The sequence below is a fragment of the Mesorhizobium sp. M7A.F.Ce.TU.012.03.2.1 genome (assembly GCF_004006095.1).
Classification (GTDB): Bacteria; Pseudomonadota; Alphaproteobacteria; order Rhizobiales; family Rhizobiaceae; genus Mesorhizobium.
The window spans coordinates 2,414,440-2,437,557 of record NZ_CP034779.1; the positions used below are offsets into that span (position 1 = coordinate 2,414,440).

20 protein-coding genes are annotated in these 23,118 nt (G+C 63.7%); 9 read left to right on the forward strand and 11 right to left on the reverse strand.

Annotated elements, in window-relative coordinates:
- Positions 1 to 23: 23 nt before the first annotated feature.
- Positions 24 to 1,493: a M48 family metalloprotease gene (locus tag EJ079_RS11620; RefSeq protein WP_127809036.1), complete on the forward strand. Its 1,470-nt coding sequence runs from the start codon at positions 24 to 26 to the stop codon at positions 1,491 to 1,493.
- Positions 1,494 to 1,517: 24 nt separating this feature from the next.
- Here EJ079_RS11620 and EJ079_RS11625 read toward each other — a convergent pair whose 3' ends face one another.
- Entirely contained in the window at positions 1,518 to 2,381 is an 864-nt protein-coding gene (locus tag EJ079_RS11625; RefSeq protein WP_023814301.1) for an RNA polymerase factor sigma-32, read from the reverse strand.
- Positions 2,382 to 2,703: 322 nt separating this feature from the next.
- On the opposite strand from EJ079_RS11625, the gene EJ079_RS11630 reads away from it, so the two are divergent.
- The 3 genes from EJ079_RS11630 to EJ079_RS11640 all read left to right on the forward strand — a co-directional run bounded on the left by EJ079_RS11630 (position 2,704) and on the right by EJ079_RS11640 (position 5,062).
- A complete protein-coding gene (locus tag EJ079_RS11630) occupies positions 2,704 to 3,477 on the forward strand; it encodes an amino acid ABC transporter substrate-binding protein (protein WP_127809037.1) in 774 nt (257 codons plus the stop codon).
- A 137-nt stretch (positions 3,478 to 3,614) separates the two neighbouring features.
- Complete coding sequence (locus tag EJ079_RS11635; protein WP_127267252.1) at positions 3,615 to 4,295, forward strand: amino acid ABC transporter permease; 681 nt, start codon at positions 3,615 to 3,617, stop codon at positions 4,293 to 4,295.
- Positions 4,292 to 5,062 (forward strand): amino acid ABC transporter ATP-binding protein, encoded by a 771-nt coding sequence (locus EJ079_RS11640; RefSeq protein ID WP_127267253.1) that lies wholly within the window; start codon positions 4,292 to 4,294, stop codon positions 5,060 to 5,062. Before EJ079_RS11635 ends, EJ079_RS11640 begins: the two co-directional genes overlap by 4 nt.
- 184 nt (positions 5,063 to 5,246) lie before the next feature.
- Here EJ079_RS11640 and EJ079_RS11645 read toward each other — a convergent pair whose 3' ends face one another.
- Positions 5,247 to 5,864: a LysE family translocator gene (locus tag EJ079_RS11645; protein ID WP_127267254.1), complete on the reverse strand. Its 618-nt coding sequence runs from the start codon at positions 5,862 to 5,864 to the stop codon at positions 5,247 to 5,249.
- A gap of 144 nt (positions 5,865 to 6,008) precedes the next feature.
- Positions 6,009 to 6,668 carry a response regulator transcription factor gene (locus EJ079_RS11650; RefSeq protein ID WP_127809038.1) on the reverse strand — a complete coding sequence of 220 codons (660 nt, stop codon included), beginning with the start codon at positions 6,666 to 6,668 and terminating at the stop codon, positions 6,009 to 6,011.
- A gap of 128 nt (positions 6,669 to 6,796) precedes the next feature.
- Here EJ079_RS11650 and EJ079_RS11655 point away from each other — a divergent pair, with 128 nt between their 5' ends.
- Entirely contained in the window at positions 6,797 to 8,566 is a 1,770-nt protein-coding gene (locus EJ079_RS11655; protein ID WP_127809039.1) for an ATP-binding protein, read from the forward strand.
- A 175-nt stretch (positions 8,567 to 8,741) separates the two neighbouring features.
- Here EJ079_RS11655 and EJ079_RS11660 read toward each other — a convergent pair whose 3' ends face one another.
- The 5 genes from EJ079_RS11660 to EJ079_RS11680 form a co-directional block, all read right to left on the reverse strand.
- Complete coding sequence (locus EJ079_RS11660; RefSeq protein WP_013529179.1) at positions 8,742 to 9,323, reverse strand: CarD family transcriptional regulator; 582 nt, start codon at positions 9,321 to 9,323, stop codon at positions 8,742 to 8,744.
- Positions 9,324 to 9,690: 367 nt separating this feature from the next.
- Complete coding sequence (gene fdxA / locus EJ079_RS11665; RefSeq protein ID WP_013529180.1) at positions 9,691 to 10,029, reverse strand: ferredoxin FdxA; 339 nt, start codon at positions 10,027 to 10,029, stop codon at positions 9,691 to 9,693.
- Positions 10,030 to 10,263: 234 nt separating this feature from the next.
- Positions 10,264 to 10,650 carry an RNA-binding S4 domain-containing protein gene (locus EJ079_RS11670; protein WP_023814308.1) on the reverse strand — a complete coding sequence of 129 codons (387 nt, stop codon included), beginning with the start codon at positions 10,648 to 10,650 and terminating at the stop codon, positions 10,264 to 10,266.
- 16 nt (positions 10,651 to 10,666) lie between these two features.
- On the reverse strand, positions 10,667 to 14,104 hold the full coding sequence (locus tag EJ079_RS11675; RefSeq protein WP_127809040.1) for a helicase-related protein: 3,438 nt from the start codon (positions 14,102 to 14,104) through the stop codon (positions 10,667 to 10,669).
- 701 nt (positions 14,105 to 14,805) lie between these two features.
- Entirely contained in the window at positions 14,806 to 15,390 is a 585-nt protein-coding gene (locus EJ079_RS11680; RefSeq protein WP_127397678.1) for a TetR family transcriptional regulator, read from the reverse strand.
- Between the two features lie 81 nt (positions 15,391 to 15,471).
- Here EJ079_RS11680 and EJ079_RS11685 point away from each other — a divergent pair, with 81 nt between their 5' ends.
- Positions 15,472 to 16,710 (forward strand): FAD-dependent monooxygenase, encoded by a 1,239-nt coding sequence (locus EJ079_RS11685; protein WP_127809041.1) that lies wholly within the window; start codon positions 15,472 to 15,474, stop codon positions 16,708 to 16,710.
- 107 nt (positions 16,711 to 16,817) lie between these two features.
- Here the strand turns inward: EJ079_RS11685 and phbB are convergent, their stop codons facing one another.
- Both phbB and EJ079_RS11695 read right to left on the reverse strand, forming a co-directional pair.
- Positions 16,818 to 17,543, reverse strand: a complete 726-nt coding sequence (gene phbB / locus EJ079_RS11690; protein ID WP_127399245.1) for an acetoacetyl-CoA reductase — start codon at positions 17,541 to 17,543, stop codon at positions 16,818 to 16,820.
- A 125-nt stretch (positions 17,544 to 17,668) separates the two neighbouring features.
- Complete coding sequence (locus tag EJ079_RS11695) at positions 17,669 to 18,847, reverse strand: acetyl-CoA C-acetyltransferase (RefSeq protein WP_127809042.1); 1,179 nt, start codon at positions 18,845 to 18,847, stop codon at positions 17,669 to 17,671.
- A 302-nt stretch (positions 18,848 to 19,149) separates the two neighbouring features.
- On the opposite strand from EJ079_RS11695, the gene phaR reads away from it, so the two are divergent.
- The gene (gene phaR / locus EJ079_RS11700) at positions 19,150 to 19,761 is read left to right on the forward strand and encodes a polyhydroxyalkanoate synthesis repressor PhaR (RefSeq protein ID WP_027037157.1); all 612 of its coding nucleotides are present in this window, start codon (positions 19,150 to 19,152) and stop codon (positions 19,759 to 19,761) included.
- 21 nt (positions 19,762 to 19,782) lie between these two features.
- Here phaR and EJ079_RS11705 read toward each other — a convergent pair whose 3' ends face one another.
- Entirely contained in the window at positions 19,783 to 20,922 is a 1,140-nt protein-coding gene (locus tag EJ079_RS11705) for a citrate synthase (protein ID WP_127809043.1), read from the reverse strand.
- A 92-nt stretch (positions 20,923 to 21,014) separates the two neighbouring features.
- Between EJ079_RS11705 and EJ079_RS11710 the strand changes: the two genes are divergently transcribed.
- Both EJ079_RS11710 and EJ079_RS11715 read left to right on the forward strand, forming a co-directional pair.
- Positions 21,015 to 22,103, forward strand: coding sequence for a citrate synthase/methylcitrate synthase (locus tag EJ079_RS11710; RefSeq protein ID WP_127809044.1), 1,089 nt, complete (start codon positions 21,015 to 21,017; stop codon positions 22,101 to 22,103).
- Positions 22,104 to 22,289: 186 nt separating this feature from the next.
- On the forward strand, positions 22,290 to 23,072 hold the full coding sequence (locus tag EJ079_RS11715) for a 3-hydroxybutyrate dehydrogenase (RefSeq protein WP_127809045.1): 783 nt from the start codon (positions 22,290 to 22,292) through the stop codon (positions 23,070 to 23,072).
- Positions 23,073 to 23,118 lie beyond the last annotated feature (46 nt).

The window sequence follows — 23,118 nt, forward strand, 5'->3', positions numbered from 1 at the left end:
CGATCGGCGCTAACACATTGGGAATGAAACCGCTGGCGCGTTTTCTCGCGCTGGCCGGTTTTGCCGTGGCGTTGGCAAGCTGCCAGATGTTCACGCCGCCGGAAGTTCAGGAATCCGGCTTCCAGCCTTCCGACAAGCCGATCACAGTGGACAATGTCGGCGCCAACAACAAGCTCGCCGAATTGGCCAAGGCGCAGCACCCGCGCATCCTGGCGACTTACGGCGGTGAATATTCCGACCCCAAGCTCGAGCGAATGGTCGCCAAGGTGGTCGGTAGTTTGACGGTGGTGTCCGCCAACCCGACACAGACCTATCGCATCACCATTCTAAATTCGCCCAACGTCAACGCATTCGCGCTGCCGGGCGGTTATCTCTACATCACCCGCGGCCTCCTGGCGCTGGCCAATGATTCGGCCGAGCTTGCCGCTGTAATCGCGCATGAGATGGGCCACGTCACCGCCAATCACGGCCTGCAGCGCCAACAGCTCGAGGCAGAGGAAGGCCTAGCGACCAAGGTGGTCTCCGATGTGCTCGGCGACAGCCCGACCGCCAAGGCGGCGTTGATCCGCGGCAAGCTGAGGCTGGCGCAATTTTCGCGCAACCAGGAGCTGGAAGCCGACGCCATCGGCATCAAGTCGATCGGCGAGGCCGGCTACGATCCTTTCGCCGCAGGCCGCTTCCTTCAATCGATGTCGGCCTATACCGATTTCCGCTCGATCAGCGGCGCCACCGACGCTAGCCTGGACTTCCTGGCCACGCACCCCAACACGCCGCAGCGCATCGATCTGGCGCAGCGCCATGCCCGCCAGTTCGGCGCGCCGGGCGTCGGCACGCGCGACCGCGATTCCTTCCTCGCCGGCATAGACGGCCTGCTCTATGGCGACACGCCCGAGGAAGGCTACGTGCGCGGCGAAACCTTCCTGCACCCGGGCCTTGGTGTGTCGTTCACGGTGCCGGACGGCTTCATCATCGACAATTCGGCAGCAGCGGTGACGGCCACCGGCCCCGGCGACATAGCGATCCGTTTCGATGGCGTTTCCATCGACAAGAACCGGGCGCTGACGGACTATATCCGCAGCGGCTGGGTGGCTGGTCTCGTCGACAGTAGCGTCAAGCAGGAAACCATCAACGGCAATGAGGCGGCGACCGCGCATGCCGGCGCCGAAGGCTGGCAATTCGACATAGCGGTGATCCGCGCTGGCGGCCAAGTCTACCGGCTGCTGACCGCGGCCCCTTCCGCCAGCGCGTCTCTGGACACGATCGCCCGTTCGGTAAGCGGCTCGTTCCGGATACTGAGTGCTGCCGAAAAGGCGGCGCTGAAGCCGCTGCACATCCGCGTCGTCACCGTCCAGCCTGGGCAGACGATGGGTTCACTTTCGGCGCAGATGGTCGGCGTCGACCGCAAGCTCGACCTGTTCCGCGTCCTCAACGCGCTGTCGCCCGGTGCCGCCGTTTCGGCCGGCGACAAGGTCAAGATCGTCACCGACAAGTAGGCGCCGCTGGACGCCTGCCGCCGTTCAGGCGGCAGTCGCCATGAACTCCGGGTTCTGCTTCACCAATGCGACCTTGAGCTTTTCCATGGCGCGGGCCTCGATCTGGCGGACGCGTTCCTTGGAGATGCCGAGGGTTTCGCCGAGCGCTTCGAGTGTCGCGCCCTCGTCGTTCAGCCGCCGTTCCTCGATGATCCTAAGCTCCCGTGCGTTGAGCGCGCGAAGCGCCTCCCTCAGCCAGAGCGAGCGGCGCGCGACATCGATCTTGTCGCCGACGATCTCGTCGGGCAGCGGATCGTCCGAAATCAGGAAATCCATGCGCTCGGTCGAACCCGCATCGTCGGCAATAGGCATGTTGAGCGAGGAGTCGGGCGCCGAGAGCCGCGAATCCATCATCGCCACATCGGCTTCGGAGACGCCAAGCGCCTCCGACACTTCGCGATAGAGCGTGGCGTTGGAGAGCGGCTCCGTGCCATTCGCCAACCGCGCGCGCAGGCGTCGCAGGTTGAAGAACAGCGCCTTCTGGGCCGAGCTGGTGCCGCCACGCACGATAGACCAGTTGCGCAGGATATAGTCCTGCATCGAGGCGCGGATCCACCATGTCGCATAGGTCGAGAACCGCACCTCGCGCTCCGGCTCGAAGCGGGCGGCGGCCTCGAGCAATCCGACATGACCCTCCTGGACCAGATCGCCGAGCGGCAGGCCGTAATGGCGGAACTTGGAGGCCATGGAAATGACCAGCCGCATATGGGCGACGGTGATTGAGTGCAGCGCGTTCTGGTCGTTGTCCTCTTTCCAGAGCAATGCAAGCCGATGCTCTTCGTCACGCTCGAGGTAGGGAGCCTTCATTGCCGCGCGGACCATGATCCGTCCTGCCGTGTCTTCCATCATGAGGCGCTCCCTGGGTGGTGCGAATGACTTTGCAAAGTTGGCTGCCGCCCGGGTTGAAATGCCGGCGTCGTGCCCTAGAACAGCCAGAACTGCCATGCGCGGGAAAGGTTCCGCGACCGCAGCGGCGCGATTGTGTTGCCTGAAGGATTCTCAGGGGGTCCGAGATGGCTGCAATCACGAGTGGAAAGTACCGTTTAGAGAATATGGTTTCATAAACCCGCTGTTTTTGAAATTCAGTTCCTTATTTTTTCGGCTTGCATCTGTCAGTTTCCAGCGCTCACAAATATGCCGGCCAGCCGGCCAAGGACGGGATCACAGAAAAATGAAATGGCTCAAGTCGCTCATTATCGCCGGAACGCTGCAGGCCCTGGCTGTCGCTTCAGGTCATGCCGGCCCCAATCTCGACCAGATCAAGCACGCCGGTGTCATCAAGATCGGCACGGAAGGCACCTATGCGCCGTTCACCTACCATGACACGTCCGGTGCACTGGTCGGCTTCGACGTCGAAATCGCCAAGGCGATTGCCGAGAAGCTTGGTGTCCAGGCCGAGTTCCTCGAAGGCAAGTGGGATGGACTGATCGCCGGCCTCGACGCCAATCGCTACGACGCCGTCATCAATCAGGTCGGCATCACCGATGCCCGCAAAGCCAAGTACGATTTCTCCGATCCCTACATCGCCTCCAAGGCGGTGCTGATCGTGCGCGGCGACAACACCGACATCAAGAGCTTCGCCGATCTCAAGGGCAAGAAGTCGGCGCAGTCGCTGACCTCGAATTTCGGCAAGCTGGCCGAAACGAACGGCGCCGAGCTGGTCGGCACCGATGGCTTCGACCAGTCGATCCAGCTGCTTTTGACCGGCCGCGCCGACGCCACGATCAATGACAGCCTGTCGTTCCTCGACTTCAAGAAGCACAAGCCCGAAGCCAATGTGAAGATTGCCGCGCAAGAGGAAAACGCCGACTATTCCGGCGTCATCGTGCGCAAGGGCGATCCGGAACTGGTCGCCGCGATCAACAAGGCGCTGGCCGACATCAAGGCCGACGGCACCTATAAGAAGATCGCCGACACCTATTTCGGCCAGGATGTTTCGAAGTAATCTACGAGGCGAGCCGCTCCGCGGCCATGAGACACATAGAGCGGCGAGCCGTCTTTGACGGCCCGCCGCTTTTGTCGTGATATGGCAGACGCATTCTCCCTTGACCAAGCTGCTTCGACCAATCTGGAGGGTCATACGTGCCGCACTGGCTGCAACTGATGCTGGAGTCGCTGCCTTCGCTGCTGTGGGCGGCGCTGATCTTCACCGTGCCGCTGACGCTGTTGTCCTTCGCCTTGGGGCTGGCCGTTGGGTTGGGTGCTGCACTCGCCCGGCTGTTCGGCCCCAAGCCGCTGGTCGCGCTTGTGCGCTTCTATGTCTGGATCTTCCGGGGTACGCCACTTTTGGTGCAGCTGTTCCTCATCTTCTACGGCCTGCCGTCGGTCGGCATCCTGCTCGACGCCTTCACGGCGGCGTTGATCGGATTCACGCTCAACATCGGCGCCTACACGTCGGAAATCATCCGCGCGGCAATAGGCTCGGTGCCGAAAGGCCAGTGGGAAGCCGCCTATTCGATCGGCATGACCTGGGGCCAGGCGATGCGGCGTACCATTCTGCCGCAAGCCGGCCGGGTCGCGGTGCCGCCGCTCTCCAACACCTTCATCTCGCTGGTCAAGGACACGTCGCTGGCCGCCGCCATCACCGTGCCGGAGATGTTCCAGGCGGCGCAGCGCATCGTCGCCACCACCTATGAGCCGCTGATCCTCTATGTCGAGGCGGCGATCCTCTATTTGGCGCTGAGTTCGGTGCTGTCGGCCTTGCAGACGCGGTTGGAGACCCGGCTCAACCGCTATGGCGGCTTCCTGGAGGCGCGCTCATGATCGGCCTCAGCAACATCGAAAAGCGCTTCGGCGACAATCTCGTGTTGAAGGGCGTGACGGTCACCATTGCCGAAGGCAGCGTCACGGCGCTGGTCGGTCCGTCGGGCGGGGGAAAGAGCACCCTGCTGCGCTGTATCAACCTCCTGGAGATCCCGACCTCGGGCACGGTGCGCATTGGCGACGAGACGCTCGAATTCCACCCCGGCGGCAGGGTTCCGGCCAGGGATATCCAGCGCCTGCGGCTGCAGACTGGCATGGTGTTCCAGAACTTCCAGCTGTTTCCGCATCGCACTGCGATCGAGAACGTCATGGAAGGGCTGGTGACGGTGTTGAAATGGTCGCCTGAGAGGGCACGCGAGCGGGCACTGGCTCTGCTGGAGAAGGTCGGGATGGTGCACAAGGCAGACGCCTGGCCGGCGACGCTGTCGGGCGGCCAGCAGCAGCGCGTGGCGATCGCCCGCGCGTTGGCGCCGTCGCCGAAAGTGTTGCTCTGCGACGAGCCGACCTCGGCGCTCGACCCGGAACTGGCGCAAGAGGTGGTCGAGGTGCTTGGCAAGCTCGCCAGCGAAGGCACGACCATGGTGATGGCGACGCATGATCTGCGCCTCGCCTCCAAGATCGCCCAGGAAGTGGTGTTCCTCGATGCCGGCGTCGTCGTCGAGAAGGGGCCGGCCGCGGTGCTGTTCAACAATCCGCAGCAGCAACGGACGAAGCGGTTCATCGCAACGCTGAAGCAGGAGGCTGAGAAGGAAGGCGGCGGCGCGTAAGCGCGCGACCCAGAGTATGTTGATTCGGGCGACGGCCCTAAAAGGGGCGCTGGTTTCCGGGATATCTTGCCCGGTGCGCGAGCTGGCCGTGAGCCACCCTCCGGCATACTGGCCCTTGCTGCCGGCAGCCGCCAAAATTCCACCGTCGGCTCTCCCCTGACGCCGCGGCTTTTCATTTGCAGGTTCAGATATGATGGCTGACGAGCGCCACGCCAAGTCCGATGAGGATCGAACCGCATGTCTTGGGGATCACCCATCCGGCGCCGCCGCCAGTGAACCGGCCAACGGCGAGCGAGGCGATGCCGACCGCCGCCAGGTCGGCCATCGAGAAGATGAGATTGACGACGATGCCGAGGATGAGGAATTGCAACCCTACGGCAATGGCGGCTGACGGATCCACGAACTGCGGCAGGAAGGTCAGGAAGAACAGTGCCGTCTTGGGATTGAGGATCTCGACGACCATGCTGTCGCGGAATGTGTTCGGGGCCGGCCTGGCACCGTCCTCGCCCATCCGGTTCCAGCCCAGGAACATGGCAAGGCCTAGCGAAATGAGATATGTGGCGCCCGCCAATCGGATCATCGAGAAAGCGACCGGCGCGTGTTCCATCAGTGCGGCGAGTCCGACCGCCGCGGCCAGGATGTGCACGTAACAGCCGAGATGAACACCCAGTGCCGCCATCAATCCCGCCTGACGGCCATGGGCCAGCGTCTGCGCGGTCATGTAGAGAATCGCCGGCCCCGGCATGCAGGCGAAGGCGAGCGTTGCGAGGGCGAACGGAATCCAAAGATCCAGCGACGGCATGACGGCTCCTCCCATGTGATCAAGCCGTGGGAGGAGTAGGCTGGGGGTCAGGCCGAAAACATACGGCAGATGCCGTATTTGGATCGTGATCGGGCTTGGCTAATCTGCCGATGGTTAAGGGGACGTTGCCGAGCGGCTGCGATATCAGCCGGCGGGCAATCCCAGACGAACCGCGTAGGCGGTCAGTTCGGCGGTGTTGTGGAGATTGAGCTTGCCCATCAGGTTTTCGCGATGCTTGCGAGCGGTCGGCAGGCTGATACCCAGCCGTTCGGCGATGTCGCGCGTGACCATGCCTTGCGCCACCAGTTGAAGGATCTGCCGTTCGCGCCGCGTCAGCGGCACCGGGGAGAGGATTTCCTGTGCGGCTATCGGCTCGCTGCCCCTGCCCATATCGCTGACGGCGAAGCGAACGGTTTTCGCCAGATAGGTGCCCCCGTTCTTGACCGCTTCGATGGCGGCGCCGAGTTCCTCGGGATCGCCGTCCTTGGTCAGGTAGGCGCTGGCGCCGGCACTGAGCGCGGCGCGCACCGTCCTCGGCTCGATATTGGCCGTCAGCACCACGACCCGCAGGCGTGGCGCCAAGGTCCTGATGGTGGTGATGAACTGCATCCCGGCGACACCTGGCATGCCGAGGTCGAGGATCAAAAGGTCGGCGCGCGTGCTTCGCAGCTGGCCAAGCAGCGCCTCGCCATCCGCAGCCTCGGCGACGACCGAGACATTGTCCATAGCCGAGATGAGCAGCTTCAGCCCCTCGCGCACGCTGGCATGGTCGTCGGCGAGTATGGCGGTGAGCGGGCAATTCATCAGGGCACCATCCAGGACTGCAGCGGCGTATATGGATCGATCGCCAACTTATGCGAAACAGGTTGCCGGTAGATCAACGGTACCGGGGAAGACCGCCCGGAGAATACTTGGGGCAATTGGGGGATTCGATGCAGGAAGACAAGATACGCCAGGCCCTGATCGAACTCCTGTATCGCAATTCCTACGGCGTGGTCATCTCCAATATCGTGATCTCGATGGCGGCGGTCTATGTGCTGAGAACGGCCGTTTCCACCAATTGGCTGATCGGCTGGCTGGCGGCGCTGTATCTGCTGACGGCTATCCGGGTGCTGGCGTCGCGCCGTTTTTTCAGCCGCGCCCGGGATCGCCACTCGATCTTGCGCTGGGCATGGCTGGCGACGGCATTTTCCTGCATGTCAGGCCTTCTGTGGGGTGTGCTTGGCTGGGTCGGATTCATGCCCGAGGCGCCGATCGTGCTGTCCTTCACGGTCATCGTCCTGACTGGTCTCGTCTGCGGCACCGTGCCGTCTCTGTCGGCCTTTCCGCCGGCGCTGGTTGGTTCCATCCTGGCAACGGTGGTGCCGGTCGCCCTGCGCTGCCTGACCACCCAAAGCGATATATCCGGCGCCTTCCTGTTCCTGCTCGCGTCGCTGGTGGCGATCAATTTCTACTACTGCCGTATCACCTACCGCATGCTGCGCGAAACCGTCAGCCTGCGACTGGAGAACGAAACGCTGGTCGAGCATCTGCAAGAGGAACGCGACAGGGCGCAGACCGCCGACCGTGCCAAGACGCGTTTTCTGGCGGCGGCGAGTCACGATCTGCGCCAACCGATCCATGCCCTGAGCCTGCTGGTCTCGACGCTTGCCGTTTTGGGGCAGCGCGGCGACGTACCCTCCGGCGAGGCGCGCGACCTGGCCAGCCGGGCGAAATCGGTTGTCAGCAACTTCAGTGGGCTGCTCAACGCTTTGCTCGATATCTCCCGGCTCGATGCGGGCATCGTCACGGTCGCGAGCGAGGCGGTGCCGCTGCGCGACCTCTTTGGTGATCTTCGCAATGAATTCGCCGCCGAGGCGAAGCAGCGCGGACTTACGTGGCGCGTGGTCGACAGCGACATCTACGTCGACAGCGACCCGATGATGCTGAAGCGCATCCTCAACAACCTGGTGTCGAATGCCCTTCGTTACACCAAGCAAGGTGGTGTCCTGTTGGGCTGTCGCCGGCGCGGCGCACGTGTGGAGATACAGGTCCTCGACAGCGGTCCCGGCATCCCCGCCGATCAGCAGGGGATGGTCTTCGAGGAGTTCGTGCAGTTGCAGAACCCGGCGCGGGACCGCACGCAAGGCCTGGGACTCGGGCTCGCCATCGTTCGTCGCACCGCCGAACTGTTGGGGCACCCCCTGAAATTAGCTTCGACACCAGGACGCGGTTCCCTGTTTTCCATCACCGTCGCGAAGGCCGGCGCGGTGCAGGCTCGCTCAGAGGTCGACACGACATCGCCGGCCAGCAGTGCCGCCGGCATCATGGTGGTCGAGGATGAGGGCGACGTTCTCGATGCCATGGTGCGCTTGCTCAGCCTGGAAGGACATCGTGTCTATCCCGGCCGCTCCGCCGCAGAGGCACGGAAGGCCCATGCGGCGGCGCTGGCTGCCGGCGATGCGCCGGTCGACCTGATCATCGCAGACTACCGTCTCGAGAATGACACCACCGGCACCGACGCGATCCGTGCGCTTCACGCCCATATCGGCCGCGTTGTCCCGACCATCATCATCACCGGCGATACCTCGCCTTCGCGCCTCAAGGAGATCAGCGCCAGCGGCAGCCGCATCCTGCACAAGCCGATCGCCGACGAGGAATTGCGCGAAACCATTGCTGCGGTCTGCTTTGCTGGCAAGGCGACAAGTGGGGACACACGTTAAACGAAAACGCGCGCTGGACGGCACCACGGTTCGGCGCGCCGGCAAGCCGTGATGCAGCACGCTGGCGCGCGGTGCATCTTCAACATCGAAGCTGCCGCCCAAAAGCAAAAGAGGCCCCGGTCAAACCGGAGCCTCCAATCGTTTCAGGCAGGATCTCTCGAAAAGGCGAGAAGGATCAGGCAGCTTCTTCCTGCTCGGCCTCTTCATTGTCGGCCTTGGCGCCCCGCTTAGGGCCCTTGTTGAGGTTGACCTCGATCAAGCGCACGGCTTCGGTTTCCGACATGCGGTTGACGGCCGCGATCTCGCGGGCCATGCGGTCGAGCGCCGCCTCATAGAGCTGGCGCTCGGAATAGGACTGCTCCGGCTGGTTGTCGGCGCGGTAGAGGTCGCGCACGACTTCCGAGATCGAGATCAGGTCGCCCGAATTGATCTTCGCATCATATTCCTGGGCGCGGCGCGACCACATGGTGCGCTTGACACGGGCGCGGCCCTGCACGACCTTCAGCGCGCGCTCGACATAATCCTCCTCCGACAGCTTGCGCATGCCGATGGAGGTCGCCTTGGCGACCGGCACCTTCAGGCGCATCTTGTCCTTCGAAAAGTCGATGACGAACAGTTCCAGCTTGTGTCCAGCAACTTCCTGCTCGTCGATCGAGACGATCTGGCCGACGCCGTGCGCCGGGTAGACGATGTACTCGCCGGTCTTGAAACCGTGACGCGCAGCGGTGGACTTCTTCTGCGGGGTGATCGTTGCCATTACGCCCTGAACTCCTTGTTGTGGCACCGGCGTCCTGCCGGTCCGAACTCGCGCGATCGGGGAAGCCGATCGTTAGCCGCACAACAGATGAACCCATCGGAAAAGCCGGACCGGCAAACCGCAACATCGCGACCGCCTGGCCCAGATCGCTCTGGTCCGAATGGGATTTTCACCTTTCAGTGATTTGGGGCGTCTGCGCCATAAATCGACGTTGTGTCACCGGCATGTTTCGCTGATGTAACACAAAAAGTCGGAAGAATCAAGGTTTTGCTGCATACGCGAAGGCCACAGGTCAGCGCCGGCTGTCAAGCCGGTTAATGTGACGTGCCTCTTACCCAGCGTAATACCGGCCTTTGCGGCCGTGTTGTCAATCGCCTTCGCCGGGCTCGGCCGAGAAGTATTTCTCAAACTTGCCGGCCTCGCCGTCGAAGGATTTGGCGTCTGCCGGCGGTTCCTTCTTGGCGGTGATGTTGGGCCATTTCTCGGCGTATTCGGTGTTGACCTGCAGCCATTTGTCGAGGCCGGGTTCGGTGTCCGGCTTGATTGCGTCGGCCGGGCATTCCGGCTCGCAAACGCCGCAGTCGATGCACTCGTCGGGGTGGATGACGAGCATGTTCTCGCCTTCGTAGAAACAGTCGACCGGACAGACTTCGATGCAGTCCATGTATTTGCATTTGATGCAATTGTCGGTCACGACATAGGTCATCGGTCGGCTCCGGGACGTCCCATTTTGTTGGGCTTTTTCCGTCAGGTAACGCCTTTGTCGACCGCTTGCAAGGGTAGCCATTGCGGACGGTGCCGGTGTTTCCGGAATGGAATTCCAGACTGCAGGCCCGGCGGAAGTCAGTCATGTCCCGCAGAGCGTCTGTTTGCCGGGCTCAGTTCTCGCCTCAGGCGTGCCGTTGTCCCAGAACCACTGCGTGTTTTTGGACGCCAGGCATCAATCTTCGCCGAGCAATCGGTCGGTCTGGCGACGTTCCTTCTTGGTCGGGCGGCCGCTGCCGGCCTCGCGCAGCCCCGGAATTGCATCGGGAGGGGCTTCGCCCTTCGGTGCGGGCGGTGGCGACATATCCTCGTAGAGCGTCCGGGCCTCCTCGGCCGGGCCGCGCCGTGCACCGGCACCAAGCACCTTCCAGATGAAGATGCGGCGTTCGAGCGTGATGGTCAGGACGTCGCCTGGCTTGACTTGGTCGGAGGCCTGCGCTGCTTTGTCGCGATTGATGCGGACGCGGCCGGCGACGACCAACTTCGCCGCCAGCGAGCGCGATTTCACGGCGCGGGAGAAGAACAGCCATTTGTCGATGCGCTGGCGGCCTTCGGCAACCATCGAAGCGAGCCGGGTTCTACTTCTTCAGCTGGTCGCGGAGAGCGGCGAGCTTGGCGAAGGGCGAATCCGGATCGAAACGCACCGGGCGCTCCTCGCGCGGCTTCGGCTGGAAGGCCGGCTTGCCGCCTTGCGGGCCACCTTTGCCATCCGGCCTGCCACCCTTCCAGTCGGGACGGCCTTCGCGGCGGTCGGGACGTTCGCCCTGCGGCCTGCCATCACGTCGCTGTTCGCCTTCGGCCTGCGGCTTGGGCTTGAATTTCGAGCGGTCGAAGCGCGGCTTGCCGGCTCCATCGCGACGGCCTTCATGGGCCGGACGTTCGCCGGGTGCAGCGGCGGCGGCCGGTGCGCCGGCGGCATCCGCAGGCGCATCGCTTCGGCCGCGCGCTTGTCCGTTGCGCGGGCGATTGTTCCTGCGGTTGTCATCGCGGTTGCGCGGCCGCTGTTCGAAGCGGCCCTGCCGCCACAACAGGATGGGTTTTGGCCCTTCGGCTTCCGGAGCGGGTTCGCCGACGGCTGCTTCAGTCACCGCCACAGGTTCGTCCGGCGCGGCGTCCGTTGCCGGCGCGGCATTTGCCGCCAGCTCGGGCGTTGCGGCTTCTTCTGCCGCTGCAACTTCGATCTCGGCAGTCTCAGTCTCTGCCTGCGGTTCAACCGGCGCCGGTTCGGCGACGTCGGCCGCAGCCTCGGCTACAGGCGCTTCGTCTTGCACGGTTTCGACTGGAGCGTCCGCCTGTTCTTCCACGGCTGGCGCAGCAGGTTCCGCCGCGGCGTCGGAGGTGATTTCGGCGGGAATTTCGACCGTGGTTTCCGAAACGGCCACTGCGTCCGATGCCGGCTCCGACCCTTCGACGGCTGCCTCTGCTGCGGCATCCGTTGCCGCGGCTTCCGCCGCTTTGGCCTGCTCGGCTCGTGCAGCTTCTTCCGTCGCCAGTTTCGCCACCGCCGCTTCGCGGGCGGCGTTGTCCTGCGCTTCGAGCCGCGCCTTGACCTCGACGGCCGGCTTAGGCTCGGCACGGTAGCCGAGACCCTTGAGAATTTCTTCCATGTCGTCGGCGGTGGCGCCGAGGATCGACATCATCGGCGGCGTCACCATGAAGGACTGGCCGTCATAGGCGCCGTCCGGGCGCTGGCCGAGGCCGGGCTTCCAGTTGGTCGCCGGACGGATCAGATCCGCCAGCCGTTCCAGTATGTCGATGCGCACGGCGCGACGGCCGAGATTGCGGTAGCCGGCAAGCTTATAGAACGTCTTGTCGAAAGCAGGGTCGATCACCACCGAGGTGCGACCCGAGGCGAGCGCATGGACCACGTCGCCAAAGCCCGGCTTGTCCTTGCCGTCGTTCTTCAGCGCCCATAGCAATGTCAGCAGCCCGGCAGGCGCCGGCTTGATCAGCGCCGGCACGAAGACATGGTAGGCGCCGAAGCGCACACCAAGCCGGCGAAGTGCGGCGCGGCCTTCCTGGTCGAGCGACTTCATCTCCTCGGCGATGTCGCGGCGGTTGATGAGGCCGAAATTCTCGACCAGCTGGAAGGCGATGCCGCGGCCGATGCCGGAAATCTGGTCGGCGTTCCTGAGGTCGACCAGCGGCTTCAGCAGCGACTCGATCTGGAAATTGACGAATCGCTCGGCACGCGCGGCGACCTTGTCGCGCGCCGGGCCGGTCAGCTGCTCGTCGGCCAGCAGCACCAGCCGCGGCTTCAGCGCGTCTTCGCCTGATACAAGCGTGCCGATCGGCGCGCCGATCCAGCGCAGCGTGCCGTCCGAGCCGAGCGCGATGTCGCCATTGGCCGAGGCGCCGAAGCGTTCGGCGCGCGATTCGAACTCGGCGGCCAGCGCCTTCTGGGCAGCGGTGCGCACCGCCTTGGCCTCTTCGCCGCCGGCGGTCTGGTCGGCGGTGAAGCGGAACCCTTGCAACTCGCCGACATGGTGGCCTTCGACAAGGACGGTTCCGGTAGGGCTAATTTCGGCTTCAGGCATGGTATTTTCTCTAAGGCGCCGCATGAGGACGGAAGTCCTGCGGTCTACGAAGCGTTTCGTCAACCGCTCATGCAGCGCATCCGACAATCTGTCTTCGATTTCGCGCGTCTTTTCCTGCCAGTGTGCCTGATCGGCCAGCCAGCCGGGCCGGTTCGACACGAATGTCCAGGTGCGGATCTGGGCTATGCGATGCGACAGCGTGTCAATGTCGCCCTCGGTGGTGTCGGCGCGGCGCACCTGCTCGGCCATGTAATTCTCGTTGACATGGCCGTGGCGTGCGAGGTCCGTGTAGATCGAGGCAATGAGGTCGGCATGCTGCGCCGGCGCGATCCTGCGGTAGTCGGGCAGCGCGCAGGCTTCCCACAGCAGCGCCACGCGCTTGGCATTGGTGGTGAGCGCGCGGATGTCTTCGTCGCGCGACAGATGCTCGAGCGCCTGTGCGTCGACGGCAGGCAATGCCCGCGTCAGTCCCTCGACCGGAGCGTTGGTCTCGATCGAGCGCTTCAGCGCGTCGAGGCTGGCAAAGTCGAAATGCGCGGTGCGCCACTGCAGCACCTTCACCGGATCGAAATCGTGGCCTTCGATCTTCTTGATCAGCTCTTCGTCGAGCGGGTCGACCTGGCCGGTGACACCGAACGTGCCGTCGCGCAGATGCCGGCCGGCGCGGCCGGCGATCTGGCCGAGCTCGGCCGCGGTCAGGTTGCGGTACTGGAAGCCATCGAACTTGCGGTTCTGGGCGAAGGCGACGTGGTCGAGATCGAGATTGAGACCCATGCCGATGGCGTCGGTGGCGATGAGGTAGTCGACATCGCCGGACTGGAATAGCGCCACCTGGGCGTTGCGGGTGCGCGGCGAGAGCGCGCCGAGCACGACGGCGGCACCGCCCTGCTGGCGGCGGATCAACTCGGCGATGGCGTAGACCTCGTCGGCGGAGAAGGCGACGATTGCCGTGCGCCGCGGCAGGCGGGTCAGCTTCTTGGAGCCGGCATAGGCAAGATGCGACAGCCTCGGCCGCGTCACCACCGAGACACCCCTCAGCAGGCGCTGCAGGATACCGTGCATGGTGGCGGCACCCAGTAGCAGCGTCTCCTGGCGGCCGCGCAGGTGCAGGATGCGATCGGTGAAGATGTGGCCGCGCTCGAGGTCACCGGCGAGCTGCACCTCGTCGATGGCGACAAAGGCGGCGTCGGTCTCGCGCGGCATGGCCTCGACGGTGCAGACCGAATATCTGGCGCCCGGCGGCTGGATCTTTTCCTCGCCCGTGATCAGCGCGACCTTGTGGGCGCCAACCTTTTCGCAGACGCGGGCGTAGACCTCGCGCGCCAGAAGCCTGAGCGGCAGGCCGATGATCCCACTCTCATGCGCTACCATGCGCTCGATGGCGAGATGGGTCTTGCCGGTGTTGGTGGGCCCGAGCACGGCGGTCACGTCGCGGCCCGACAGGATCAGCGGCTCTGTGTGTTTGGGCTGGATGTTCATCAACCTAGAATAAGGCTTCCGGGATCTGGAAATAAGGCTTCTGGCCTCTGGTTGTCGGGAGCGCTGCCTCAAATGGCGCGTATGACAGGCGACACATAGGGATTTCGGGCGCGAAGCGAAAGCGGAATGTTCCGCCGGCGGCGAGAAGGTGGTTTTGTCAAGCTTCCAATCGGCTGCGGATTAACGGATAGAACGAGTCTGGAACGAATCGGCGACGAATCAGTGACTCCTGCAGATTCAGCTTTTGTTCACGGCTACATGTGGATTTCGCGGCCGCGAGTCGCACCACATGCTGAATCGCTGAACTGGCCCGTTTCATGCTAAGAGGGGTGTTGCCGTTAACCTTTGCCTGGAAACAATCACGGTGGCTAGGCGCCTCGACCAACATGATGAAATTGTTGATCTTTCTTAACCTGCGTTAAGCAGTTGGGCAGGCGATTCCGGCTGTCGTCGTTAACGTTCGGCTCATAGCCGGAACGAATCAGCGACGAATCAGCGATGGCGTGATTTTCCTGATTTGTTCACCCCAATATCTTGTGTTGTGAACAGCTTATCCACCGAGAATCCACAGGTTACGAAGCAGCTTTCGCACAGGGCGGCGGGTGGCTGTTAACCTCCGCGTGCTGCTTCGGCACAGATTGGTTGCATGCTTTGGCTAGGTGCAGCCGCTGCATGTTGACGGGTCCGGCCGGACCGCTGGTTCAGGCCGTGTCCTCTCCAGTGGCATAGCGTTGCAGCGCAGGGCCGACGTTCCGGATGATCTCGTCGTGTGACAGAGCGACGACGGGCGGTAGCCGCAGCACATATCGGCACATCGCCAAACCCAGCAACTGGCTCGAAATGAGCCCGGCCCTTCGACCGGCGTCGGCGAGATCGCCGACCGCCGCAACCACCGGCCTCACCTGGTTGGCGAATATCTCGCGCATTTTTTCGGCGGCGAATTCGTTCGACGCCGCGGAACGCAGCAGAATTGCCATGCCGGGTCCGCTGGCCGGGCCTTCCCAGACTTCGAGAAACCGCCTGATCAAAGTTTCGCCGACGGTGGCCGGGTCGATCACCCGAAGTGCCGGCAGTTGCAGGTCGACGAGTGCCGCCCGGGCGAACAATTCGTCCTTGCTGTGGAAATAGCGGATCACCATGGCCGGATCGATCGAGGCGCGGGTCCCGACATCGCGGATCGACGCGCCGTCATAGCCGTGCTCGGCAAACAGATCTCTGGCGGCATCCAGGATTTGCCCTCGGGTGCGATCCGACTTGCTCGGCTTTTTCGAATGATTCGTGCTCATGAAAATCAAATATCAACGAGCGTTGACAAACTCAAGCACCCAAGATAAAAGTCACCAATCGTTGACAAATGGAGAGAGAAAATGCTGCCTGATACCACCGAAGTCCTGGTCATAGGCGCCGGCCCGACCGGCCTGGCGCTGTCCATTGCCCTGCATCAGGCAGGCGTCGATCACGTCGTGGTCGACCGCCTCGCCGAAGGCCTCAACACCTCACGTGCCGGAGTGATCCACGCGCAGACGCTGGAGACACTCGAGCCGCTTGGCGTTACGGGGCGGCTGGTCGAACTCGGCCTGAAGCTTGACAACTTCGCCATACGTGATCGCGACCGGGTCCTAATCAACCTCGATTTCTCGAGCCTGCCCTCGGCGTATCCCTACGTGCTGATGATTCCGCAGAACCTAACCGAGAAGGTCCTCACTGAGCGCATCGCTGGGTTGGGCGGTGTCGTCCATCGCGGCGTCGAGGCGAAGGAGGTATTGCAGGGGGTCGATGGCGCACACGTCACGGTCGTCCAGAATGGTCGCGAAAAGACGATCTCGGCGCGTTACGTCGTCGGTGCGGACGGCATGCACAGCGTGGTACGCGAGGCCGCCGGCATAGGCTTCGATGGCGAGGCCTATGCAGGGTCTTTTGTACTCGCCGACGTGCGCCTTGATTGGCCGCTCGGGCCAACGGAGGTGTCGCTGCTGTTCTCCCCGGCCGGACTGGTCGTCGTCGCGCCACTGCCGGACGGATCATATCGCATCGTAGCGACCATGGATGAGGCGCCTGAGCGGCCTGGCATTGCCGACATACAGGCGCTGCTCGACAGTCGCGGCCCGTCGGCCAGCCCGGCGCAGGTGCTCGACCTGACCTGGAGTACACGGTTCCGCGTGCATCACCGCCTTGCCAAGTCCTACCGCCAGGGGCACCTGTTTGTCATGGGCGACGCCGCCCATGTGCACAGCCCAGCCGGCGGCCAAGGCATGAACACCGGCCTGATCGATGCCGTGGTGCTGGGAGAACTGCTCGGCGACGTGATCAACGGTGTCCGCCCGGAAAGCGAACTCGACCTCTACGAGACGCTTCGGCGTCCCGCGGCACAAGAGGTGATCGAACTGGCGGGCAGGCTGACAGGCATGGCGCTTGTCCGCACACCGCTGCGGCGCGTCTTGCGCAATTTCGTGCTCGGCGTCGTCAACATGATGCCGTTCGTCAAGCGCAGGATCTCGATGAAATTGTCAGGTCTCAGCCGGGCCGAAATGGCGACGCTGCCGGCGTCGTCGCAGCCGGGCGGGCGCAAGCAAGCGATGAAACGGGAGCTCAAGCTGGTTGCCTGATCTCGAGGCGCCGGACAACTACCGGCGCTGTATCGGAGCAGCGGTTCTAAAGACGAACGTGCCGGCGACACCCCCGGCACGTGCACATTTCAGCCACGTGGTTCTGGTCAGGCGAAGTATTGGCCGCCATTGGCCGTGATGGTCGAGCCGGTGATGAAGCCTGCATCTTCGGATGCGAGGAAGACGACGCAGCGCGCGATCTCTTCCGGTTCGCCGAGGCGGCCGACGGGGATTTGCGGGATGATGCGGTCGTTGAGCACCCTCTCGTCGATCGCCTTGACCATCTCGGTGGCGATGTAGCCAGGGCAGATGACGTTGACGGTGATGCCCGCGCGAGCTCCCTCTTGAGCGAGGGCTTTGCTGAAACCGATGTCGCCAGCCTTGGCGGCGGAATAGTTGACCTGGCCGGCCTGGCCTTTCTGGCCGTTGATCGAGGAGATGGTGATGACGCGGCCGAACTTGCGGTCGCGCATGCCGCTCCACAGCGGATGCGTCATGTTGAAGACGCCGGACAGGTTGGTGTCGATGACCTCTTTCCACTGCTCGCGCGTGATCTTGTGGAACATGGCGTCCCGGGTGATGCCGGCGTTGTTGACCAGCACCGAGACCGGGCCGAGATCGGCCTCGACTTGGCGGATGCCGGCGGCGCAGGAATCATAGTCGGCGACCGACCATTTGTAGACCGGAATGCCGGTCTCGGCCTTGAATTTCGCCGCTGCGGCGTCATTGCCGGCATAGTTCGCGGCAACCGAATAGCCGACGGTCTTCAATGCGATCGAGATCGCCGCGCCGATGCCGCGCGATCCTCCTGTGACGATTGCTACCTTGGTCATGCGTGTTCCCTCCCTTTGGTCGGGAGAGCGAATAGGGAGTAGCGAATAGCGAGTAGGGATCTGTCCCGTCGCGCTGACGCAATTCTTCCCTATTGACTACTCCCTGTTTGCTACTCACTTCTTTTTCAGAGTGCTTCGATGCACATGGCGACGCCCATGCCGCCGCCGATGCACAAGGTGGCGAGGCCTTTCTTGGCGCCGCGCCGGCGCATCTCGAAGACCAGTGTGTTGAAGACACGGGCGCCGGAAGCACCGATCGGGTGGCCGATGGCGATGGCGCCGCCATTGACGTTGACGATCGAGGGATCCCAGCCCATGTCCTTGTTGACGGCGCAGGCCTGTGCCGCAAAGGCCTCGTTGGCCTCGACAAGGTCGAGATCGCCGACCGACCAGCCGGCCTTTTCCAAGGCCTTGCGCGATGCTGGGATCGGGCCGGTGCCCATGATCTGCGGATCGACGCCGGCGGTTGCCCAGGACACGATGCGTGCCAGCGGGGTGATGCCGCGCCTCACCGCTTCCGCCTCGCTCATCAGCAGCGCGCCGGCGGCACCGTCATTGATGCCGGAGGCGTTGGCGGCGGTCACCGTGCCGTCCTTGTCGAAGGCCGGCTTCAGCTTGGTCATGGCGTCGAGCGTGGCGCCGTGGCGGATGTATTCGTCCTGGTCGACAATGGTGTCGCCCTTCTTGCCCTTGAGTGTGACGGCGACGATCTCGTCCTTGAACTTGCCGGCCTTCTGCGCGGCCTCGGCCTTGTTCTGCGAAGCCAGCGCGAACTGGTCCTGGTCTTCGCGGGTGATCTGGAACTGACGCGCGACGTTTTCGGCGGTGTTGCCCATGTGATAGCCGTTGAAGGCGTCCCACAGCCCGTCCTTGATCATGGTGTCGATCAGCTTGAAGTCGCCCATCTTGACGCCGGCGCGCAGGTGCTGGGCATGCGTCGAAAGCGACATCGATTCCTGGCCGCCGGCGATGATCACCTTGGCGTCGCCGATGGCGATCTGCTGCATGCCGAGCGCAATGGCACGCAGGCCCGAGCCGCAAACCTGATTGAGGCCCCAAGCGGTGGTTTCCTTGGGCAGACCGGCATTGATCGATGCCTGGCGGGCCGGGTTCTGGCCTTGCGCGGCGGTCAGCACCTGGCCGAGGATGACCTCGTCGACCTCGCCTGGTTCGACACCGGCACGTGACAGCAATTCCCTGATGACGACGGCACCGAGCTCATGCGCAGGGGTGGCGGCAAAGGCGCCGTTGAAGGAGCCTACCGGCGTGCGCGCCGCACTGGCAATGACGATGGAAGCGGACATTTTCTTCTCCAGACTTCAAGGGTGTTGCTCTGTCGTTGGGGACTTTTCTTGCCCTTTCCCAACCCCAAGTCAAACCGGAAATGGGCATGGCGCCCATGCGCCGCAAGCAGGCCGTGCCTTTGCCATGGCGACCATTCGTCCATTGCTGCGCAGCATATTTTGCCTGCTATGCAGCATTTAGTGATCCCGCACTGCACAAACTGCTTGGAATTGTGAAGCTTTTGCGCATATCCTCAAAAAAAAGGCACAATCGTTATCGGCGGCTTGCTCAGAGGCGCGCCGGTGTCCCCGGGAGGATGTAGATGGCCGCTAAAGACGATCCGATCATCATCAAGAAATACGCCAATCGCCGCCTCTACAACACCGGCACCAGCACCTATGTGACGCTCGAGGACCTCGCCGAGATGGTCAAGAAGGGCGAGGAGTTCACCGTCCAGGACGCCAAGACCGGCGACGACATCACGCATCCGGTGCTGACACAGATCATCTTCGAACTGGAGAACAAGGACGGGCAGAACATGCTGCCGATCCCGTTCCTGCGCCAGCTCATCGCTTATTACGGCGACCAGATGCAGATGATCGTGCCGAGCTTCCTCGAACAGTCGATGCTTGCCTTTTCCAAGGAGCAGGAACGCTTTCGCGAGCAGATGAAGGGGGCGATCGGCAAGTCGCCGCTCGACATGATGAAGATCACCACGCCGATCAAGGCGCTGGAGGAACAGACACGCCGCAACATGGAAATGTTCCAGAATGCGATGCGGCTGTTCACGCCGTTCCCGCCCGCCGGCACCGCGCCAGCCGCCGCGCCGTCGCCCGAGCCGGCCAGGAAGGAAACGTCAGAAAAACCCGACGATCTTCAGGAACTGAAGGACCAGATCGCGGCCATGCAGCGCAAGCTCGACACGATGTCCTGAGCGCTTGGCGCTCTTGCAACCCTACACCAGCACGCCCCCATAGCGGCCGCGCGGCCTGATGACACTTCCGCTTGTGATCTGTTCGACCGTGTGCTCGGCCCAGCCGACGCTGCGTGCGAGCGCAAACAGGCGAAACGGCGCATCGCGCGGCAAGCCAAGGCTGCGCGTCAGCGCTGCCAGCCCAAAGTCGATGTTGGGAAGCGCGCCGGTCGCGGCAAGGGCAGCATCGCGCAGCGACGATAGTGTGCCGTCAACCTCGATCACCGACAGTAGCGCCGCCCCCCGGGGATCGCCGTCGGGATAGAGCTGATGACCGAACCCCGGCAATGGCCGGTCGTGGCTGAGCCAGCGCCGGATCGTCGCATCGGCGCCATGTCGGGCCGCATCCTCGGCCAGTTGCATCACCGCCTCGCCGGCACCGCCATGGCGAGGGCCTGACAGCGTCGCGAGCCCGGCCAGCAGGCAAGCGGCCAGCGGCGCGCCGGTCGAGGCTGCGACGCGCGCGGCGAAGGTCGACGCATTCAGTTCATGATCGGCAAGCAGGACAAGCGCGCGGCGGATCGCATTGGCGCCGCCGGCGTCCACCGACCAGGCCTGCGCCAGCCGCTGATGGACGGGATCTGGTCCTGCCGGTGCGCCCAGCGCGGCGACCAGCACGCCGACAGCGTGCGCGGCATCGGCATGCAGCGAGGCCCGGTTGCGCCCAAGCGACGGGCGCCCTTGGCCGGCAAGCACGGCAAGTTGCGCAAAAGCCGAGGCCCGGCCGGCTTGATGGGGCACATCCGGCGACGGTGCTTCGAAAGCCACCGGTTCCGGCAGAGCCCAGAGAATGGCGGCGGCTTCTTCCAGTGTGGCGTGCCCGGAGAGCACTGCGGCGTCCTGCCCGCGATAGATGAGCCGACCGTGCGAGACGGTCGAAATCGCCGTTGCGATTGAGGGTTCGCCCCAGGCAATGGCGCTTTCAGCGATGACTGATGGGCTCCGTCCGCGCGCCCGGCGGGTCGCCAGTGCGGCGATATCGTCGGCGCGGTACTGGCTGCGGCGCGGATCGGCGCGGTCGGGCCGCATGCCGATGCGCCCACGGCTGACATAGGCGTACAGCGTCTGCGCCCGCACCTTGAGGCGCTCAAGCGCCTCTTCCCGGGACAACCACTCGGACATATCGAGCCCTGATATTGATTCTATTGATCAAGATTGATGGAAACGTTGCCCATCTCTATCTCCGATCCGGAAATGCTTCAAGGAGACAGGCTATGGCGAATGGGCTCGATGATGTGGTGGCGGCGGAAACCGTGCTTTCCGATGTGGATGGTCTTGGTGGCCGTCTGACGATCCGAGGTCATTCGCTGCCGGAGCTGGCCGGCCGCTTGAACTATGCCCAGGTGATGCGGCTGCTGCTCGACGGCTTCTTCGACGACCTTCCCGATGAGGCGCAACTGACGCGGGCACTGGGCCAAGCACGCGCTGAGGTGTTCGAACGGCTCTTGCCCTCGCTGCCCCTGCTGGCGTCGCTCGATGTTTACAGCGCCATGCGCGCCGGCATGGCGCTGCTGCCGGACGGCGAGACCTTGACCGATGCCTTGCTGCTCATCGCAGCGCCCGCCGTGCTGACGCCGGCCCTGCTGCGCCTGCAGCGCGGCGAGCAGCCGATCGCGCCGGACAGCCGCGCCGATCATGCCGCCGACATGCTGAGGATGCTGAGCGGCAGCGTCGCCTCGACGGCGCTGGCGAAGGCGCTCGATACCTATCTCGTGACCGTCTGCGATCATGGCCTCAATGCGTCGACCTTTGCGACGCGCGTGGTGGCCTCGACGCAGGCCGGCCTGACATCCTCCGTGCTGGCCGGACTCGGCGCGCTCAAGGGGCCGCTGCATGGCGGCGCGCCTGGCCCTGTCATCGAGATGCTGGATGCGATCAAGGCGCATGGCGATGCCGCCGGCTGGCTGCGCGACGAGATCGCGCACGGCAGGCGCATCATGGGGTTCGGACATCGCATCTACCGTGTGCGTGATCCGCGCGCCGATGTGCTGAAGGCCGTCGTGCGGCAACTCGGCGGCGAGGGCGAAACCGGCCGCCGGCTGGCATTCGCGGAGACAGTGGAACAGGTAGCGCTCGACGTGCTGCGGATCGCCAAGCCGTCGCGCTCGCTGCAGACCAATGTCGAGTTCTACACCGCGCTGCTGTTGGAGGCGGCGGGTTTTCCGCCACAAACCTTCAGCAATGTCTTTGCCGCCGGGCGCGTCGCCGGCTGGATCGCGCATGCGCGTGAACAGCAGACGACCGGGCGGCTAATCCGCCCGCAGTCGCGTTATGTCGGGCCGGTGCCGGACCTGGTTGCCTGAGGTCTTTTGGCGCCTGGCGAGCGACCGGCGATCCAAACGATATCCTCCTGGTGAGCGGCCGTGTGGCCGCTCATGACGAAAATTTCATCTCCTCAAAAATTCTGGCCGCTGTTATTGCGTCGCATTGAGCATATATGCTGCAGTGCAACATAAGCTCGCTCTTGCCGCAACCAGAGGACTCCGCCCTTGGCCGCCAGAAAAACCGCAGTCATCACCGGCTCCACATCGGGCATTGGCCTGGCCATCGCCCAGGCGTTGGCGGCCGAAGGCCATAATGTCGTCGTCAACTCTTTCTCCGACACGGCCGCCGACCACGCCATCACTGATGCGATCGCCAAACACCACGGGGTGAAAACCGCCTACATCAAGGCCGACATGTCGAAACCGGCCGAATGCCGGGCGCTGATCGCCAAGGCGGCTGAGACATTCGGATCGGTCGATATCCTCATCAACAATGCCGGCATCCAGCATGTCGCGCCGGTTGAGGACTTTCCGATCGAGAAATGGGACGCCATCATCGCCATCAACCTGTCGTCGGCGTTCCACACCATTGCAGCCGCGATCCCGCTGATGAAGGAGGCCGGCGGTGGCCGGATCGTCAACATCGCCTCGGCGCACGGCCTGGTCGCGTCGCCGTTCAAATCGGCCTATGTCTCAGCCAAGCACGGCATCATGGGATTGACCAAAACGGTCGCACTCGAACTGGCGCGCGAAAAAATCACCTGCAACGCCATCTGCCCGGGCTATGTCCTGACGCCGCTGGTCGAGGCGCAGATCCCCGACCAAATGAAAGCCCATCAGATGGATCGCGAGACCGTCATCCGTGAGGTCATGCTGGACAAGCAGCCGACCAAGGAATTCGTCACGGTGGAGCAGATCGCGGCAGCGGCGGTGTTCCTGTGCTCGGACGCGGCAGCGCAGATCAACGGCACGCATCTCTCGGTCGATGGCGGCTGGACCGCCGCGTGAGGCGCAAAATCTTCTCATCTATCCAAAACGAACCAAGGACGACGCC

What these genes read in the sequence shown, in the direction of transcription:
- EJ079_RS11620 (WP_127809036.1), top strand. Translation starts at nt 24, where the DNA reads ATGAAACCGCTGGCGCGTTTTCTCGCGCTGGCCGGTTTTGCCGTGGCG.
- EJ079_RS11625 (WP_023814301.1), bottom strand. Translation starts at nt 2,381, where the DNA reads ATGATGGAAGACACGGCAGGACGGATCATGGTCCGCGCGGCAATGAAG.
- EJ079_RS11630 (WP_127809037.1), top strand. Translation starts at nt 2,704, where the DNA reads ATGAAATGGCTCAAGTCGCTCATTATCGCCGGAACGCTGCAGGCCCTG.
- EJ079_RS11640 (WP_127267253.1), top strand. Translation starts at nt 4,292, where the DNA reads ATGATCGGCCTCAGCAACATCGAAAAGCGCTTCGGCGACAATCTCGTG.
- EJ079_RS11645 (WP_127267254.1), bottom strand. Translation starts at nt 5,864, where the DNA reads ATGCCGTCGCTGGATCTTTGGATTCCGTTCGCCCTCGCAACGCTCGCC.
- EJ079_RS11650 (WP_127809038.1), bottom strand. Translation starts at nt 6,668, where the DNA reads ATGAATTGCCCGCTCACCGCCATACTCGCCGACGACCATGCCAGCGTG.
- EJ079_RS11655 (WP_127809039.1), top strand. Translation starts at nt 6,797, where the DNA reads ATGCAGGAAGACAAGATACGCCAGGCCCTGATCGAACTCCTGTATCGC.
- EJ079_RS11660 (WP_013529179.1), bottom strand. Translation starts at nt 9,323, where the DNA reads ATGGCAACGATCACCCCGCAGAAGAAGTCCACCGCTGCGCGTCACGGT.
- fdxA (WP_013529180.1), bottom strand. Translation starts at nt 10,029, where the DNA reads ATGACCTATGTCGTGACCGACAATTGCATCAAATGCAAATACATGGAC.
- EJ079_RS11670 (WP_023814308.1), bottom strand. Translation starts at nt 10,650, where the DNA reads ATGGTTGCCGAAGGCCGCCAGCGCATCGACAAATGGCTGTTCTTCTCC.
- EJ079_RS11675 (WP_127809040.1), bottom strand. Translation starts at nt 14,104, where the DNA reads ATGAACATCCAGCCCAAACACACAGAGCCGCTGATCCTGTCGGGCCGC.
- EJ079_RS11680 (WP_127397678.1), bottom strand. Translation starts at nt 15,390, where the DNA reads ATGAGCACGAATCATTCGAAAAAGCCGAGCAAGTCGGATCGCACCCGA.
- EJ079_RS11685 (WP_127809041.1), top strand. Translation starts at nt 15,472, where the DNA reads ATGCTGCCTGATACCACCGAAGTCCTGGTCATAGGCGCCGGCCCGACC.
- phbB (WP_127399245.1), bottom strand. Translation starts at nt 17,543, where the DNA reads ATGACCAAGGTAGCAATCGTCACAGGAGGATCGCGCGGCATCGGCGCG.
- EJ079_RS11695 (WP_127809042.1), bottom strand. Translation starts at nt 18,847, where the DNA reads ATGTCCGCTTCCATCGTCATTGCCAGTGCGGCGCGCACGCCGGTAGGC.
- phaR (WP_027037157.1), top strand. Translation starts at nt 19,150, where the DNA reads ATGGCCGCTAAAGACGATCCGATCATCATCAAGAAATACGCCAATCGC.
- EJ079_RS11705 (WP_127809043.1), bottom strand. Translation starts at nt 20,922, where the DNA reads ATGTCCGAGTGGTTGTCCCGGGAAGAGGCGCTTGAGCGCCTCAAGGTG.
- EJ079_RS11710 (WP_127809044.1), top strand. Translation starts at nt 21,015, where the DNA reads ATGGCGAATGGGCTCGATGATGTGGTGGCGGCGGAAACCGTGCTTTCC.